Annotated in this window: 15 protein-coding genes; 13 read left to right on the forward strand and 2 right to left on the reverse strand. The window is 44.9% G+C overall.

Annotated features, from left to right (window positions below):
- Positions 1 to 364 precede the first annotated feature (364 nt).
- Complete coding sequence (locus ACFOE0_RS22895) at positions 365 to 517, forward strand: helix-turn-helix transcriptional regulator (protein ID WP_248937636.1); 153 nt, start codon at positions 365 to 367, stop codon at positions 515 to 517.
- A 100-nt stretch (positions 518 to 617) separates the two neighbouring features.
- Here the strand turns inward: ACFOE0_RS22895 and ACFOE0_RS22900 are convergent, their stop codons facing one another.
- On the reverse strand, positions 618 to 878 hold the full coding sequence (locus ACFOE0_RS22900) for a helix-turn-helix domain-containing protein (RefSeq protein WP_248937588.1): 261 nt from the start codon (positions 876 to 878) through the stop codon (positions 618 to 620).
- A 250-nt stretch (positions 879 to 1,128) separates the two neighbouring features.
- Here ACFOE0_RS22900 and ACFOE0_RS22905 point away from each other — a divergent pair, with 250 nt between their 5' ends.
- The 11 genes from ACFOE0_RS22905 (at position 1,129) to ACFOE0_RS22955 (ending at position 14,839) form a co-directional block, all read left to right on the forward strand.
- Positions 1,129 to 1,293, forward strand: coding sequence for a helix-turn-helix transcriptional regulator (locus ACFOE0_RS22905; RefSeq protein WP_248937589.1), 165 nt, complete (start codon positions 1,129 to 1,131; stop codon positions 1,291 to 1,293).
- Positions 1,294 to 1,385: 92 nt separating this feature from the next.
- A complete protein-coding gene (locus tag ACFOE0_RS22910; protein ID WP_248937590.1) occupies positions 1,386 to 1,646 on the forward strand; it encodes a hypothetical protein in 261 nt (86 codons plus the stop codon).
- A gap of 74 nt (positions 1,647 to 1,720) precedes the next feature.
- Positions 1,721 to 2,113, forward strand: a complete 393-nt coding sequence (locus ACFOE0_RS22915; protein WP_248937591.1) for a hypothetical protein — start codon at positions 1,721 to 1,723, stop codon at positions 2,111 to 2,113.
- Between the two features lie 157 nt (positions 2,114 to 2,270).
- Positions 2,271 to 2,444: a methylation-associated defense system helix-turn-helix domain-containing protein MAD1 gene (mads1, locus tag ACFOE0_RS22920; RefSeq protein ID WP_031777608.1), complete on the forward strand. Its 174-nt coding sequence runs from the start codon at positions 2,271 to 2,273 to the stop codon at positions 2,442 to 2,444.
- Entirely contained in the window at positions 2,437 to 5,337 is a 2,901-nt protein-coding gene (locus tag ACFOE0_RS22925; protein ID WP_248937592.1) for an SNF2-related protein, read from the forward strand. The genes mads1 and ACFOE0_RS22925 overlap by 8 nt, the downstream gene beginning before the upstream one ends.
- A 12-nt stretch (positions 5,338 to 5,349) precedes the next feature.
- Entirely contained in the window at positions 5,350 to 7,185 is a 1,836-nt protein-coding gene (locus tag ACFOE0_RS22930) for an AIPR family protein (protein ID WP_248937593.1), read from the forward strand.
- 54 nt (positions 7,186 to 7,239) lie between these two features.
- Entirely contained in the window at positions 7,240 to 8,946 is a 1,707-nt protein-coding gene (locus ACFOE0_RS22935) for a site-specific DNA-methyltransferase (protein WP_380712874.1), read from the forward strand.
- Positions 8,947 to 8,967: 21 nt separating this feature from the next.
- Positions 8,968 to 11,709 (forward strand): DEAD/DEAH box helicase, encoded by a 2,742-nt coding sequence (locus tag ACFOE0_RS22940; protein WP_248937594.1) that lies wholly within the window; start codon positions 8,968 to 8,970, stop codon positions 11,707 to 11,709.
- 371 nt (positions 11,710 to 12,080) lie between these two features.
- Positions 12,081 to 13,106 (forward strand): nuclease-related domain-containing protein, encoded by a 1,026-nt coding sequence (locus tag ACFOE0_RS22945; RefSeq protein WP_248937595.1) that lies wholly within the window; start codon positions 12,081 to 12,083, stop codon positions 13,104 to 13,106.
- 6 nt (positions 13,107 to 13,112) lie between these two features.
- Positions 13,113 to 13,790, forward strand: a complete 678-nt coding sequence (locus ACFOE0_RS22950) for a class I SAM-dependent methyltransferase (RefSeq protein WP_248937596.1) — start codon at positions 13,113 to 13,115, stop codon at positions 13,788 to 13,790.
- Complete coding sequence (locus ACFOE0_RS22955; protein WP_248937597.1) at positions 13,787 to 14,839, forward strand: HNH endonuclease; 1,053 nt, start codon at positions 13,787 to 13,789, stop codon at positions 14,837 to 14,839. The genes ACFOE0_RS22950 and ACFOE0_RS22955 overlap by 4 nt, the downstream gene beginning before the upstream one ends.
- Before the next feature lie 272 nt (positions 14,840 to 15,111).
- On the opposite strand, the gene ACFOE0_RS22960 is transcribed toward ACFOE0_RS22955, so the two are convergent.
- Positions 15,112 to 15,975: a YicC/YloC family endoribonuclease gene (locus ACFOE0_RS22960; protein WP_248937598.1), complete on the reverse strand. Its 864-nt coding sequence runs from the start codon at positions 15,973 to 15,975 to the stop codon at positions 15,112 to 15,114.
- Between the two features lie 268 nt (positions 15,976 to 16,243).
- Between ACFOE0_RS22960 and rph the strand changes: the two genes are divergently transcribed.
- On the forward strand, positions 16,244 to 16,957 hold the full coding sequence (rph, locus tag ACFOE0_RS22965) for a ribonuclease PH (RefSeq protein ID WP_115138717.1): 714 nt from the start codon (positions 16,244 to 16,246) through the stop codon (positions 16,955 to 16,957).
- Positions 16,958 to 17,025 lie beyond the last annotated feature (68 nt).

Raw genomic sequence — 17,025 nt, forward strand, 5'->3', positions numbered from 1 at the left:
TTTTAAATGGAATAACTTGTTTATTCCATATTCTGGATCTATTTCGTCATCGGTAAACTAAAATTATTTATAAACAGTGTCTTAAGCTGTTTTTGTGAAAATTTTTCAAGGTCAAGTCACCACAAAGTCACCACTCAAAAATTGTGCTGGATGTTTAACATTGAGTAGTCGCGAGCCAAGGTGGAAAATATCTATACAAATCAAGAGGATATTGTTTTGGCAGTGTACAACTCCCTAACATATGGCATGTCTAAACTGCTTGTCTAAGCATAATCACTTTTTTTGTAAATTTTTTTGCTGGTTCAACATGAGGCTCCTTTTACAGCGAAATGGAGTAATCCTTATGAAGCCTCTTTTCATCAGTATGGATAGCCTTGTTGTGCTAGTCGACCTGAGTGAGTCAACCATCAGACGTCGAATACTAGAGGGTGCTTTTCCCCAATCTGTTGAGCTCAGCGACAATCGCGTTGCTTGGTTCGTGAGTGATATCGAACAGTGGGCCGCATCACGTAGGTAAGGCAGCCACTTCAATTATACCTTTTATGAGAGCCATCACTGCCACCAGTAATGGCTCTTTTATTCTTGTTACTCTTCAATTTCGTTTAGTCTCTTAGCGTTTACCAATCTTCCGGCCATGCATTTTCAGCTGCTTTTGGGTTCTTACTGTTATTTCTTGGCTTTAGCTCGAGTTCTAGTTCCAGTGCCGATAACAGCTTGAATAGTGTTTCTAGAGTAGATTTGTCTGGACGTTGCTCGAATTTTGAAATGGTGGCTTGTCTTAAGCCGACTCGTTCGCCGACTTGGGTTTGCGACATGCCATCTTGCTTACGGATGTCTTGGATATAGTTGCTAAGTTGCTTTGATGTGGTGACTTTCATTTTCTCCCCTGCCCTTACCTGCGATTGAGCTGTTGAGTATTCAGTGAATGATAGAACAAGTTATTGAGTTCAATTTTCACCTGATAAAGTAATCTATACGCGATTGCGTATAGGTGTTCAGTTATACGCTTTTGCGTATTTTTTGCTTTGATAAGGTATTGTTGAATCAGGCTCCAGCATAATCTGAAATTAGTTGGCTAAAAATTATCGTTCATGATGCCCATGTCTTTTACCTGATGTGGAGTTTCAAATGAATTACCGAGTTGCCGATATGCTGAAGATGTTAACTGTTGGCCGGACTACGTTGTGGCGTATGGTTAAAGCGGGGCAGTTTCCAGAGCCGAACCGTGAAAACAGCAGGAAGATTTTCTGGACAGAGGAGCAGTTGAAACAATGGGCTGCGTCTTTGAAGTGAACCTGCGATTGCCGCTAACGCTTAATAGTCCTCAATAATTTGCCTTTTACCCTCCTAGTTACCTCCTGAAGACAATTAAACAGGAGGTAACTATGCCAACCCAAGTCTGTACACAAGCAAAAGATTCTGAAAGCAAAACAACCTATCAATTTCGGTTAGCCAAACTCGAGCAGGCACTCTTTGTCATGCACTGTATCGTTGCCAAGGAGCTATCTATGCCGATTGCTGATCAGCCTGATGATGGCATCGAGCAGCAAATCTTGATGATGTTACTGAGGCGTGCCATCACTAAAGAGGATTGTTTGCCTGAGATGGCTTTAGGATTTGTTGAGCAGTTTTTAGAACAGGCCTGATTTTCCTCACTGGGAGCTTATTTACGGCTGTGGACACTTGTATAGACAAGAGCGATTAGTAAGGAGAGGCCAACATGAATCCATTGATACGAGTATATAAACGACCATCCAAAAGCCCCTGGCAGGATCATCACACCGTAATGCTACTGGCAGATACGTCAGTGAATAATGAAGGGGATTTGCTACTGGGGTTTGGGCGATACATCTATCTTCACCGCGACAGCCAAGGCCAACAGTTAGGGATTAGTATCAGCAAAGCTATGCTGGCTGATATGCCTGAACTTGAAAGCCAGTACCTGTCCGGAGATGAGATGAAAGCTGTGCTGTATCTCTACCTGGATGAAATTTCAGCCTTTTGTGAGCTTTTCAGTGATGACTTTGAGCAGGTGTTTGGCCTACCACCATCCATCTACATTGAAGCGGCTGAAAACCACTTGGCTGAAGCGATACTCCAGCTTGAATGCTGATATTATGAGCTTGAGTATCAACGACTAGCGAGCCGTAAGGCTCGCTTTTTCGTCGCTTGTAATAAGTTGTGTATCCAGATCATTGTTGCTTCCTCAATTTTCCCATATTCTCCCTTAATTCAATTTATCTACTGAAGCTTAGAGAAAACACTCAGCAATGGATGACCAAATATTAACACTTAAGGAAGTGGCTGCTTACTTGAAGCTTGCAGAAAAAACGGCGTACCGACTTGCAAGTGAAGGCAAGCTACCAGGCTTCAAAGTCGGTGGCTCTTGGCGCTTTAAGAAAGACGACTTAGAAAAGTGGATAGAGAGCCAAAAGCATGCTTAACAATATCACGCCATACCACGCGAAATATTTTGCGCATGAGTTAACTATCAGACACGCTGAAAATGGTGTTGATAAGCTGTCGCAATCGCTTTTTGATGCGAGTGTCGATCTCAACCCGCACCAAATTCATGCTGCACTTTTTGCACTGAACAACCCTTTAAGCAAAGGTGTGGTGCTAGCTGACGAAGTGGGACTGGGGAAAACAATTGAAGCGGGTCTTGTATTGTCACAGTACTGGGCAGAGCGTAAACGTCGCATTCTGATTATCTGCCCTGCTTCGCTACGACGACAGTGGGCACAAGAATTAGCTGATAAGTTTAACTTGCCTGCTCAGGTTCTAGATGCAAAAACTTGGCGAATAAATGTTAATAGTGGGCAGGTGAACCCGCTTGCCAATCAATGCATTTCTATTATGTCTTACCACTATGCTGCGCGTATGGAGGCGCAGCTAATGCTAGAGCCATGGGACATTGTGGTTATCGACGAAGCTCATAAGTTGCGAAATGCGTACCGTGTTAGCAACAAAATGGGACAAACGTTACGCCGCGCATTGGAGGGCAGTAAGAAGCTATTACTTACTGCCACTCCACTACAAAACTCACTAATGGAGTTGTACGGTTTATCAACCATCATTGACGATCAGATTTTTGGTGATGAGCGTAGCTTTAAACAACAATTCGTTTATAACGAGAGTGCGTTAGTTCACCTTAAACAACGGCTAAATGGATTCATACAGCGTACATTGCGTAAAGATGTCCTTGAATATGTCCGCTACACCCAACGACAAACGTTGACTGTGCCGTTTACTCCTTCTATTGCGGAAATCGAGCTTTATGAAGGCATTAGTGCCTTATTAGAAAAAGAAGAAAGCTATGCGCTACCTAAAAATCAGCGTCACTTAACAGGCTTAATTCTTAGAAAGCTGCTCGCGTCCAGCTCGCACGCGGTACTTAATACTCTCGAAACGATAAAGCGCCGACTAGTTGACTTAAAAGTACAGGCTAAATCCGAACTCGATCTTATCAGCGAGCTTGTTGAAACTGATGATTTGGGAGAAGAGTACAGTGAGTTTATGTATGACGCACACAATGTTTCTACTGAACAAGACATTGATTTAGAGCTGCTTGATACCGAAATTGTAGAGCTAGATCACTACATAGAACAGGCTAAATCAATCACTACAGACAGCAAGACCCAAGCCTTGCTTACCGCTTTGAATCTGGGCTTTGCCAAGATGGAAGAAATGCAGGCACCTCGTAAGGTCATCATTTTTACCGAGTCTAAGCGCACACAAGAATACCTAGCTCGATTCCTTGAGGTGAATGGATTTGCCGACAAACTAGTGACTTTTAATGGCAGTAATAATCACCCGGAGGCGACCAAAATCTATCAGCAGTGGCTTGTTGAAAACCAAGGTAGCGATAAGGTTAGTGGCTCGCCACAAATAGACCGGCGTACCGCACTAATTGACTATTTTCGCCATCATGCTGAAGTGATGATCGCAACTGAAGCGGCAGCTGAGGGAGTGAACTTACAGTTTTGTTCATTACTCATTAACTATGATTTGCCTTGGAACCCACAACGAGTCGAGCAGCGCATCGGTCGCTGCCATCGTTATGGCCAGGAGTTTGATGTTGTTGTTATCAACTTTCTAAATGAAGCGAACCAAGCGGATCAGCGTGTATTAGAGCTACTTACCGAAAAATTTCACTTATTTGATGGTGTGTTTGGAGCATCTGATGACGTGTTAGGTAGCATCGAATCGGGTATTGACTTTGAAAAACGTATCCAACACATCTATGAAACTTGTCGCCAACCAGCTGAGATTGAAGCTGCTTTTGACCAACTACAAAAAGAGCTTGAAACTGAAATAAATCAAAAGATGCGTGAAACCCAGCAACTTTTGCTTGAGAACTTTGATGAAGATATTCATGACTTACTCAAAATCCAGCTTGATGCTGCTCAGCAGCGGCTAGACAAAGTAGGTCGATGGTTTTGGCAACTAAGCTGCCATGAACTAGCTGACGTAGCAGAGATTAACGCAAGTAACCATAGCTTAGATCTTAAGCAATCAATCAACAATGCACCAGCGGGTATTTACCAACTAGTTCGTCGTGGCCAACAAAGTAGCACGGATGAGTCAGGTAAACTTCCACATGCGCATATTCTTCGTATTACCCATCCAATAGGCGAATGGGTCATTGATAGGGCGTTGGAGCGGAAACTTCCTGATGCAAAGATAGTTTTTGACTACAGTAATCATCCAAATAAAATCAGCATGTTAGAGCCGCACATTGGTTCTTCTGGCGTACTAAGCCTACAAAGGTTTAGTGTTGAGTCATTGGAGCGTAGTGAGGACCACTTGCTCTTTGCTGCTCAGAACCAAAATGGAGAAGTATTGCCAAGTGAGGTTTCACAAAAACTGATGCAGCTTAACGGTAGTGCCCAAGGTAAAGTGACAGAACAGGATTTAGAACACCAGTTCCCTGGTTATCAAGTGGCTCTCTCTGACGCGTTTACGCTGGCGCGTCACACGATAGAAAAACAAGTAAACGAACGCAATCTTGGTTTTTTTGAGCAGGAAGTTAGCAAACTAGATGCATGGGCTGATGATTTAAAAGAAGGGATTGAGCAATCAATCAAAGAGCTCGATAAGCAGATCAAACAAGTTCGTCGAGAGGCCAAAATAGTGGCAACGCTGGAAGAGAAACTGAGTTTACAGAAACAACAACGACAACTCGAAAGTCTACGTAACAAAAGTAGGCGAGAACTGTTTGATCGACAAGATGAGGTGGACGAACGTCGTGAGGTTTTGATTGAAACCTTAGAACAGAAGCTCAATAAGAAAACTGATGTGGCAACGCTATTTACGATCAGTTGGCAATTAAAATAAGGAAACTGAAAATTGGCAGCATTACAACCACAATTTCTTGCCCCATTAACGGAACTGCTACAGCAGCGTTTTGTGCCGCATTTACCGCCATTGCTTGGGCAAGGTGGGCGAGAAGATAAACCCAAAAAGCAAATTTCTAGGGCTTTTAGTGCATTCGTACTTCAGCAAAAATTCGATTTAGACGTAGTGACTGCGGCAAAAGCTGTGGTGGACGACTATGAAGACCATGGTATCGATGCCATCTATTATCACGAAGCAGACCAAACGCTGTACTTAGTGCAGTCAAAAATGAAGGAAGATGCGCAATTCCAACTGGGCGAAGCACAGGCTTTTATTGAGGGTGTAAAGTTACTTTTAAACAAGCAATTTCAACGCTTTAATCAAAATGTGCAAAATCTTCAAGCAGATATTGAAACAGCATTAGATGAGTGCGAAAGCATTCAACTGCTTGTCGCATACACAGGCAATGGCATTACCATACAAGCACAAAACTACCTACAACCAGCGATCCAAAAGCTAATTGATGAAGGTGAAGAGCAAATCGAACCTGGTTATCAAGAGTTCACTGCCACCTATATTGAGCAGGCTCTTCGCAGTGAACATGCGGTTGATACGGTAAACGAGCGTGTCGCCGTATATAAGTTTCGAGTGCAAGAACAACCACGAAAAGTCGTATTTGGTATCGCCAAACTAACCGATTTAATTGCTTTGCACACTACTCATGACCGTAAACTTTACGAGAAAAATATTCGCTATTTTATTGGTGCAGGTAGGCGCGGTGTAAATAAGGCGATTAAAGATACCCTTTTACATGAGCCAGAAAATTTTATTTATCTTAACAATGGCATTACGCTGGTTGGCAATACAGTAAAACCAAAAGGGAATATTAGAGGCCACACAGGTAGCAAGCATGTTGCAGTCGATGGCCTGTCTGTCGTTAACGGTGCACAAACCATCGCCAGTGCTGCACAGTTTATGCGTGAAAACCCAACGGCGGATATTAGTCAAGCAAAAGTTATGGTAACTATTATCAACACGGGTAACGATGCATTTCACAAACAAGTAACCAAAGCGCGAAACCTGCAAAACCCGGTCGATTTAGCCAACTTTGCTGCGCTTGATGATACCCAAGAACGCTTGCGCCAAGAGATGAGAATGTTTGGTGTCGAATACCTCTATCGGCCACAACAAAGCGCAGCAGCGGGTATTCGCAGCATCACTATCGACACCTTGGCAAAAGCGCTGGCCTGTATGCAAGCTGATGTACGCGTGCCTTATCAACTAAAGGCAGAGCCAGGTAAGTTTACCAACCAGGAAAGTGACGAATACCAAACCATTTTTAGTTCAAATTTACAGGGGGCCGTCGCTATTAACGCGGTGAACTGTTACTTGGCAATACAAGGCTTATGTACTGCCGCTGAGCGCAGTAATCCAAGCCCCGAAAAACTGGTATGCCGCCATTTTACTTACTGTATAACCACGTTATTAATGGCGCAGTTTAAAGGCGCTATTACTGCGCCCGAGGTTACCGAGCAAGTCGTATTTGAGGGCTTAATCAGCCACGCCTTTGATGAGCTGCGCCAGCAATTTTTTGATAGTTTTACGGTATTAGCATTGGGCAGTGCGCCGCACGCATACTTCAAACGCTTGGGGGATACCGCGCGTTTAATGCAAACGGTGTGGATCAGCCATTTAAACTCGGCAGAAAGTCCGGCAGTTGTTGCAAAACAACGACTGCAACCTAATGACCCACACAACCAGAATTTATTCAGTTACTTAGCCGAACAAGCGCATCGCCAGCAAGAGCAAAACGCCCAAACTGCTAATCGGCATGCACAGCCAGCGTAGTCATTGCGGTGGAATAAAAACGCTAAGTAACGAACACAAAATAAGAGCACAGAAATGATGAGTAAAACCAAATTAGAACTGACCTGGATAGGAAAAAACGAGCGCAAAAAGCTTGAACCGCGCATTTTATTAGAGGACTCAAGCAAGTCTTACCACGCCAGCCAAAAAGTTACAGACAACGACATTTTTGATAATAAACTGATTTTTGGCGACAACCTTTTGGCGTTAAAAGCTTTAGAGCAAGATTATGCAGGGAAAGTCAAGTGTATTTATATAGACCCTCCATATAACACTGGCGCAGCATTCGAACATTATGATGATGGTTTAGAACACTCAACTTGGCTGTCTCTGATGAAAGACAGGATGCTAATACTAAGATCTCTTTTGCATAAAGAAGGGGTCATTTTTGTTCAAATAGATGACAAAGAAATGGCTTACCTTCGTATTCTAATGGATGAAGTATTTGAGAGAAGAAACTTCCTTAATATGATGGTAGTTAAAACATCTGATCCATCTGGCCACAAAACTGTTAACCCTTCTCCGTATTCTCAAACTGAATATATTCTGATGTATTGCCGAGATAGGCAGAGTTATCAATATGAGCAACAATATATAAAATCTGAATATGACACATCCTATGGTAAATATATCAAAAATATTGAAGAGCATTATTCTGATTGGGAAAGTTGCTCTCTAGTTGAGATAGTTGCAAAAAATCGGGGATATGAGGATGCTAGAGCAGCGAGAAAGGCCATAGGTAAACTGGATTTTGAATTATTGGTTGCTGAATTTGCAAACAAAAACTCGGGTTCAGTTTACCAAGCAACTGCTATAAGTAATGCCGCGGGAAGAGCAATCGTTGAAATGCGGGATGAGTCTAAGTCTAATCCAGGAGTTGTATATAAATTTCCTCGAGATGATTACGATGATGTTTATATTCTTAACGGGCGTCAGATTTATTTTTACTCAAACAAAATGAAGGAAGTTGAAGGTGAGCTTGTCCCCGCGAAGCCTCTAACAAATTTATGGTTAGACATTCCATGGAATGGTATCGCGAGAGAAGGTGACGTAACGTTTAAAAATGGAAAAAAGCCAGAGAAGCTTATTAAGCGCTGCATTGAGATGACAACAAAGCCAGGGGATATTGTATTGGACTCCTTCGCTGGTTCAGGCACAACAGGTGCTGTTGCACATAAAATGGGACGTCGTTGGATTATGGTTGAGTTAGGTGAACATTGTCATACGCATGTTATTCCACGCCTGAAAAAAGTGGTAGATGGTGAAGATCAAAGCGGTATTTCCAAGGCAGCGAATTGGCAAGGTGGTGGCGGCTTCCGCTATTACAAACTCGCGCCGTCTTTAATTGTTAAAGATAAATTTGGATTGGAAGTGATCAATAAAGAGTACAACGCAGAAATGCTCGCCGAGGCTGTTTGTAAGCTGGAAGGCTTTACTTATGCGCCATCAGAAGTGGATTGGTGGGATCACGGCTTTTCAACCGAAACAGATCATATTTATGTCACCACACAGAGCCTATCAGTCGACAAGTTAGAAGCGTTGGCCGAAGAAGTGGGTAGTGATCGTACGTTATTGGTGATGTGCGGTGCATTTCGCTGTGAGGTCGATCGTTTTTCTAACTTAACCCTCAAAAAGCTACCGAAAACTATTTCGGATAAATGCCAGTTTGGTCGAGATGATTACTCATTGAATGTCACCAATTTAATGGATGACGCAACCGATGATGAAGATGAATCTGAATAATAGATTTTATAAGGAATTAGTATGACCATGGATTTATCAAGCTTAAAAGCTGATCAGTTTCGCGCCATTAACGACGTTATCGGCCGATTAAGTTTACGCCAGCCGCAACAAGATTCGCTGCGTGCTTTGGCTGTGGCAATTGGAGTTTCGGAGCATAAACTGCTTAACTCCAAACGCGACGTACCGCAGTTATTAGAAACCTTAAAAGCACAATTCCCCAAACTTAGTGACTTTGAGCGTGAGTTTCCATCACTGTGTTTTGCCTTGGCTACCGGTGTAGGTAAAACCCGATTGATGGGGGCTTTTATTGCTTATTTGTATCAGGTTCACGGTATCCGCAATTATTTTGTGTTGGCACCAAACCTGACCATTTACGAGAAACTGATCAATGACTTTTCCCCCGCTTCACCTAAGTACGTATTTAAAGGCATTAACGATTTTGTGCTAGAGCCTCCGATTGTTATTACAGGGGATAACTACAACCAAAGCGGTGCCCAATTAGCTAATGACTTATTTGGTGACCAGCAAATCGTGACTGTGAATGTTTTTAACATTTCTAAAATCAACACTGAGGTGCGAGGTGGCAAAGCCCCTCGAATTAAACGTTTAGCGGAAACCTTAGGTAAAAGTTACTTCGAGTACTTATCAAACTTACCTGACTTAGTGCTGCTAATGGACGAGTCACATCGGTACCGTGCAGATGCAGGTATGCGTACGCTTAATGAATTGAATCCCTTGTTCGCTTTAGAGCTTACGGCAACACCATTTACCGAATCTAACCGTGGCCCAGTGCACTTTAAAAATGTGGTGATTGATTACCCTCTAGCATGTGCTATGGATGATGGTTTTGTTAAAGAACCCGCCGTTGTCACGCAGCGTAATTTTGATGCCAGCCAATATGATAAAGACGAACTAGAAACCATTAAATTGATGGACGGCATTCGTTTACATGAGCAAACCAAGGTGGATTTAACCACTTATGCACATGAAAACGATGCCAAGTTAGTTAAGCCTTTTATGTTGGTGATTGCCCGTGATACCACTCATGCTGCCGAGCTATTAAGTAAGCTTGAAAGCGTATTCGAAGGGCGCTACCGTGGCAAAGTAATTCAGGTTGATAGCAGTAAAAAAGAAGAAGAAACCATTCAAGCACTGCTGAATGTTGAACACGTCGATGAGCCCACAGAGATTGTTATTCACGTTAACATGCTGAAAGAAGGTTGGGACGTGACTAACCTGTACACTATCGTGCCACTGCGCGCCGCCAACGCAAGAACCCTAATTGAACAGTCGATTGGTCGTGGTTTACGTTTACCTTATGGCAAACGTACTGGTGTTGAAGCCGTCGATACGCTAAGCATTGTCGCACATGACAAGTTCCAAGAGATTGTTGATGAGGCCAACGACCCTAACAACCCGCTGCGTCTGAAAACGCGAGTATTAGATCGCCCAGAAGAAGATATAACTAAACAAAGTGTGCAGGTGAAATCGAACCTAGAGCAACATCTCACTGGTTCTGGTGTAACCGCAACTGGTGCGGATGGTAACCGTGAGGTACAAGAACCTAAAGCCACTTATACCACGGAGAACCAACAAACCGTTGCCCGCGCTGCATTGGATGTGATCAAGCAATATCAAACACGACCAACCGATGCGCCAACCAGCAAAGCATTGTTAACGACAGAGGTAAAAGCACAGATCACCGAACAGGTCAAAGCTGCGTTAACTCAAGAACAACGAGAGTTATTTACCGAAGAGTCGGTGGATATTGCGGCGATTGTTGAGCAAGTCACCAAGCTCACGGTGGATAATACCATAGATATTCCGCGTATTATTGTTTCACCATCAGGTGAAGTGCGCACCGGTTATCATCCGTTTGATTTAGACATTGCTGCAATCAAAGGTTTAAAACCTATCGACCGAACGCTGATCCAACAAAGCCTGCAAGACAATCACCAAACCATTCGTGGCGAAGGAGATTCAGGTAACTACGAGCCGGTGAAGCAGAACTACATTTTGAAGAAGCTGTTCGACTACGACGATATTCCTTACGACGAGCAAGCTGAACTTTTGTATGACTTGGCCACGCAGGCTGTTAATACGCTGACAGATGAAAACGAAGATGATGTGGTCGAGAATATTCTGCAAAACCAAAGTGATGCGATTGCGAAGTTAATTCATGCTCAGTTGAACAACCATTTCTTTGAAGAGGCGACTGAGTATGTCGTAGATGTACGCAGTGGCTTTAGCACCTTACGTGAATGTGCTTATACCATTGCGCAAGACCAGCCGATACAAAATTATCGTGACACAGTGCGCGAAGTAGGCCGAATCAAACAAATACTCTTTGGCGGCTTTAGCCGGTGTTTATACCCATTGCAAAAGTTTGACTCAGACACTGAGCGCCGGTTTGCAGTGATATTGGAACGCGACTGCGAGAAGTGGTTCAAGCCCGCTAAGGGCCAGTTCAAGATGTACTACAAGCGCGGAAGTGAACACCCTGAATATGTGCCTGATTTCGTGGCAGAAACCGCCGACTATGTATTGATGATTGAAACCAAAAGTACTCAACATCAAAACCAAGATGGCAGTTGGAATGAGGAAGTCAACGAAAAAGCTCGCAGCGGTGTGAAATGGTGTGACCACGCTAGTGAATACCTTGTGCAACACGGTGGTAAGCCTTGGAAGTATTTGCTAATTCCACACGACATAGTGAAAGAATCTAATTCTCTGACACATTTTATTCAAAAGTATAGTTTTTAGAACTAGTTTGTCACTTTCACAGTACATCAATGCGCCACCATGTTGGTGGCGTTCACAAAAGCAGTCCCTGAAGTTGGAGCGTAAATCGGCACGTACTTTCCCTAAGTGGGGCTCGGCTATGGTCGTCAGAACCACCAAAAAAGGACTCGGGGTTGGCAATCAATTTTGGGGGTGTTCGGCATTTCCTTCCTGCCGAAAAACGATTGCTATTGAAGCCGCGAAGTTGCCGAATAAGTACTGAAGCTTGTAGGGCTTAATTTTCCACGGTTGAGGAAAGTTTTAACCACACTGTTTTAAGTGTCTATTTCGCTGTTATGGTGGCATGCTAGACTGCCAACCTTGATGCATTAATCAAAGCCAAGGACAGTATTTTGATTATCAAAGAGAAAGCACCTCGTCAGGTGAGTCACCAGACTGCGAGAGCGGGAGATAAGCAAGAGTTTGATGTTGCTTTTTATCTCAATCGGGCCTTTAAAAATCACCCTAAGGTGATGGTCTTCAATGATATTAAGATCTCCTATGAAGGCGAAAATGCCCAGATAGACCATCTTATTTTGTACCCCTATGGATTTGTGCTGATTGAATCGAAAAGCATTACCGGTGAAGTCAGTGTCAATCAGCATCAAGAGTGGCAGCGCAGCTATAAAGGTCAATGGCGAGGAATGCCATCCCCTATAAAACAAGTCGAACTACAGCAGCGGTTATTGAAGGAGCTACTGTTCCAGCATCGGACTGAAATTTTGCCCAGTTTTTTGATGGTGAAGCAGGGCTTTGGCGGCCGCTGTTGGGATAACCTTTGTACCATCTCAAGTAACGCCATTATTGATAGGGAGTCGATTCCCAAAGCCATTAACGAGCAGATGGTCAAAAACGAGTTTCTGGTGGAGAAGCTAGAAAAGATCATGAAGCTCAAGTTTCTGGCATTGTCGGCGATTAACATTATGGATACCCGCCCTACCTTCAGTGATGATGAAATGGCTTCCATCGCTCAGTTTCTGCTTGCTCAAGATAAGCGTGTCCAGGCTCATTCACCCCACATCGAACCAGCTCTAACGGCAAGTGAATCACAATTTGCTGCACTAGATGTCGATGATGCCGTTCAACCTACTTCTGCTCCAGTAGGGACTGAATTCATAGAATCACCACTTAATCAACAAGATAGTGGGTTGGTCATCAATATTTGCTGCAAGCATTGCGGTTCTAATCAAGGTTTGGTCGACCAGTGGGGCAAGTTTGGCTACTACGTCAAATGCGGTGAATGCAGTGGCAACACGCCGATGAAAAATGCATGTCCTGTGTGTGCCAGTAAAGAAGCCAGAGTCAGTAAAAAAGGCGAGAGTTATACCTTGCAGTGCAAGGCTTGTAACACGACAACACCTTTGCATTTTGCTCCATAAAGAGTGATGAATTCATTGAACTACTACAATACCCACGCTGAAGAATTAGCAGCCCAATACCAGAGTTTGGCCGCCGAAAATGTGCATAAGGATTGGTTAGGCATATTACAACAACCGGAATTTGAGGGGCCTCTTCGAGTATTAGATATCGGCGCTGGTAGTGGTAGAGATGCCGCTTTTTTCGCTACTGAAAGGCAAGGCAATCAGGTTATAGCGGTCGAGCCTGCTGATGAGCTAGTCAGATTAGGTAAGATTCACACCCAGGGACTGGCTGTGACTTGGTGTCAGGATTCAATGCCAGATCTTGCCGGACCAGAATTTGCCGCGGTTGAGCATTCGGAAACTGGCTTGGATAGTCGTTTTAACGTGATTTTGCTTAGTGCTGTGTGGATGCACCTGCCAGCTGAGCAAAGACCAAAGGCACTAATAAGGCTGGCAGAATTGCTTGCTGACAACGGCCTGCTGGTTATCAGCCTTCGACTGACCATTTCAGAAGATGACATACATACCCGGAAGATGTTTCCTGTCAGTGCGTCTGAGCTTGAATCCCTGGTCTTATCGGTTGGACTAAAGCGTTACTTGGTCTCGCATGAAGAGGCGGATCAGTTGGGACGTTCTCTTTCCTGGCAAACAATCGTACTGAGCAAAGGCCACAGGAGTTTATGTGCGGGAGTGAGTCAATGACACCAGCTACTGCCGAGCATCAGTTGGCTTTCATCAGCTACCTGCAAAGGATATTTGTAGAGGGCGATTTTGTCGCGACTTATAAGTTTGCTTTGCTTCACGCCATTGCCGATATCTGTATTTCCCGCTCCGTTGAACTTGAGCAGGGCAGTGAAGTTGATTTGATTACTCTGGATGAGTTAGCTGATAAGTTCATTGAGCTTTATTGGCGTCATTCTCTACCCTACGGCATTGGGCAGAACGAAGCACAGATACTCAAACAAAGCACAGGTAAACAAGCGGGCATGCTGCAATTACTGGGTGGCCTTCGACAAGATGGGGTTAACAGCCTCAATGGCATCAAGGTGCATGGCAGCATTAGTGCGCTTCATAGAAAAGCCAAACAGATTATTAAAGATGGGCCACTGTGGCGACTGCAAATACTGGCGGGTAAAGCTGAGTGTTTTATGTACCCTCATGACGGCGGCAGTAGCATTCGTCTAAACCCGGGTATCATGTTTTGTATGCGTCGTTTCTATGACTTGGTTATCTCTCTTGCGCGTACGCACTGGGTGCAGAAAATTAGGGATCTAAAGGATAACCAGCATTTGATTGGCCAGGATGCAGGGTTAAATGAGTTTTTGTTTGGCAGTGACCGCCAACCACTGACAAGCTTGGCTCCAACCCTGACAGAGATCCAACATGGCAACTGCTTCTATTGTGGTAAGCCGATCAAGTCACAGGGGGAGGTTGACCACTTCATACCCTGGTCTCGATACCCGGTCGATTTAGGTCATAACTTTGTGCTGGCCCATCGGAGTTGCAATAACAATAAACGCGCCTTTCTGGCCGCAGAAGTGCACAGAGATGCCTGGTATGAGCAAAACATTATTGAACATGGCAAACTGTTGTTGGATGCCTTTTCTCCATTGATGACGGTAGATGTAGAGCGTTCGGTCGCTATCACCACCTGGGCATATCAGCAAGCAGCCAGCGACGGCAGCCAATTGTGGCTGGGGATCGATAAGTTTGTTGATTTCAATAATAACAAACATGCACTTGCAAGCTAGATACGATGTATGGCTTAGCAAACAAGTTGCCAATTTCCCCACTCGTTAGCATACATATGGATGAGGTCATCAAACCAGGTCGTTATAAGCGCTACCACACTTTGAAGGCGCCGGTTTTGCCCTCAAATTATGAAGCTTACTGTTCTAGTTGATGCGTGTAGTCGACCAACTTGTTCTTGGTCATACAGGTTAGAGCCTAGGCATATACTCTTGTGTACGAAAAAGCCCAGCAGTTGCTGGGCTTTTTAGGTCAAAACTGGGCTCGTCAGAGTTTATTCCATATTCTGGATCTGTTCGCGCATCTGCTCGATTACAACCTTCAGTTCTACAGCGGCGGCAGTGACTTCACTGCTGATGGACTTAGAGGCCAGGGTGTTCGACTCGCGGTTGAACTCCTGCATCATAAAGTCCATGCGACGGCCTTCTGCGCCACCTTTTTTAAGGATACGGCGGGCTTCGGTTACGTGGGCTTCAAGGCGGTCCATCTCTTCGGCAACATCCTGCTTTTGTGCCAGCAGTACCATTTCCTGTTCGATACGGGCTGGGTCCAGCTCGCCCTGGATCTCTGCCAGACGATTGGTCAGCTTGTCACGCTGATACTGCATCACCTTAGGCATGTGCTCACGCACAATGGCAACCTGTGCCATAACGGCGTCCAGGCGGGTCTCCAGCATGGCCTTGATGGCGTCACCTTCACGGCCTCGGGCTTCGATAAACTGATCGACGGCACCATTGAAAGCAGTCAGTAGTTCGACACCAATAGCATCCATATCCTGCTCGGCAGTGGCGACAACACCCGGCCAGCGCAGAATATCGGTCAGGCTGATTTCACCGTTGCCAGCTTCCTGCTTCAGCCAGTTGGCAGCGCCCAGCAGTTGCTTGGCCAGCTCTTTGTTGACCTGCAGTTCGGCATCAGCTTTGTCGGCCAGCTCGACTCTCAGGTTCACCTCCACTTTACCGCGGTGCAAACGTTTGCGCAGACGGTCACGCAGGACAGGCTCCAGGCTGCGGAATTGCTCTGGCAGTCTCAGGTAAGTTTCCAGATAACGCTGGTTTACTGAGCGGATTTCCCAAGAAGCAGTTCCCCAATCGGCTTTGTGCTCGATGCGGGCATAGGCTGTCATGCTTTGGATCATGTGAGTTCCTGAATATCTGAAAGTTAGTCGAAGGGATTATATACCCTTATGTGAAAGCTGCGAACCTGCACATGGAGTATTCAATCAGGATTGAAAGCGAGACAGGGATCTTATCCAATTGAATTTGTGGTGTGATTCAGGCTCAGCTTTGTTATTGATGATCATCTTGTGAGCGGCTTTGTCTTTGTTGGCATGGCATCCGGCGCTGCAACTCCCTATAATATCCAGCCAAATTTGCGTGTTTACAGATAACAAGACAGGAATTGCCATGCGTCCAGGTAACAGAACTCCGGCCCAGACCCGTCCAATCACCATCACCCGTAACTTCACTGCCCATGCTGAAGGCTCTGTGTTGGTTGAGTTTGGTGAAACCAAGGTGCTGTGTACTGCCAGCTTTACCGAAGGCGTGCCTCGCTTCCTGAAAGGTTCAGGCCAGGGTTGGGTAACTGCCGAGTACGGTATGCTGCCTCGTTCTACCCACAGCCGTATGGATCGTGAAGCTGCCCGTGGCAAGCAATCCGGTCGTACTCAGGAGATCCAACGTCTTATCGGTCGTGCTCTGCGCGCTGCCGTGGATATGAAGGCTCTGGGCGAAAACACCATTGTTATCGACTGTGACGTGATTCAGGCTGACGGTGGTACCCGTACTGCTGCAATTACCGGTGCTTGTGTGGCTTTGGTTGATGCACTTAACTGGGCCCGTGCCAAAGGTTCACTGAAAACCAATCCGTTGAAGTTCCTGATCGCTGCGGTCAGTGTAGGTATCTTCGACGGTGAAGCTATCTGTGACCTGGAATATGTTGAAGACAGCGCTGCAGAAACTGATATGAATGTGGTGATGACTGAAACCGGCAAGATTATTGAGGTTCAGGGCACTGCAGAAGGCGAGCCGTTCAGCCACGAAGAGTTGCTGACCATGTTGGATCTGGCCAAGCATGGCATTCGCGAGATTATTGATGTGCAGAAAGCTGCACTGAATTGATTTTTTAAAAGAGGACCCGTTGAGGGTCCTTTTTTTAAGTGCAAAAAACTGAAATACAGATATTTGCA

It is taken from the genome of Shewanella submarina (assembly GCF_042646185.1).
Classification (GTDB): domain Bacteria; phylum Pseudomonadota; class Gammaproteobacteria; order Enterobacterales; family Shewanellaceae; genus Shewanella; species Shewanella corallii.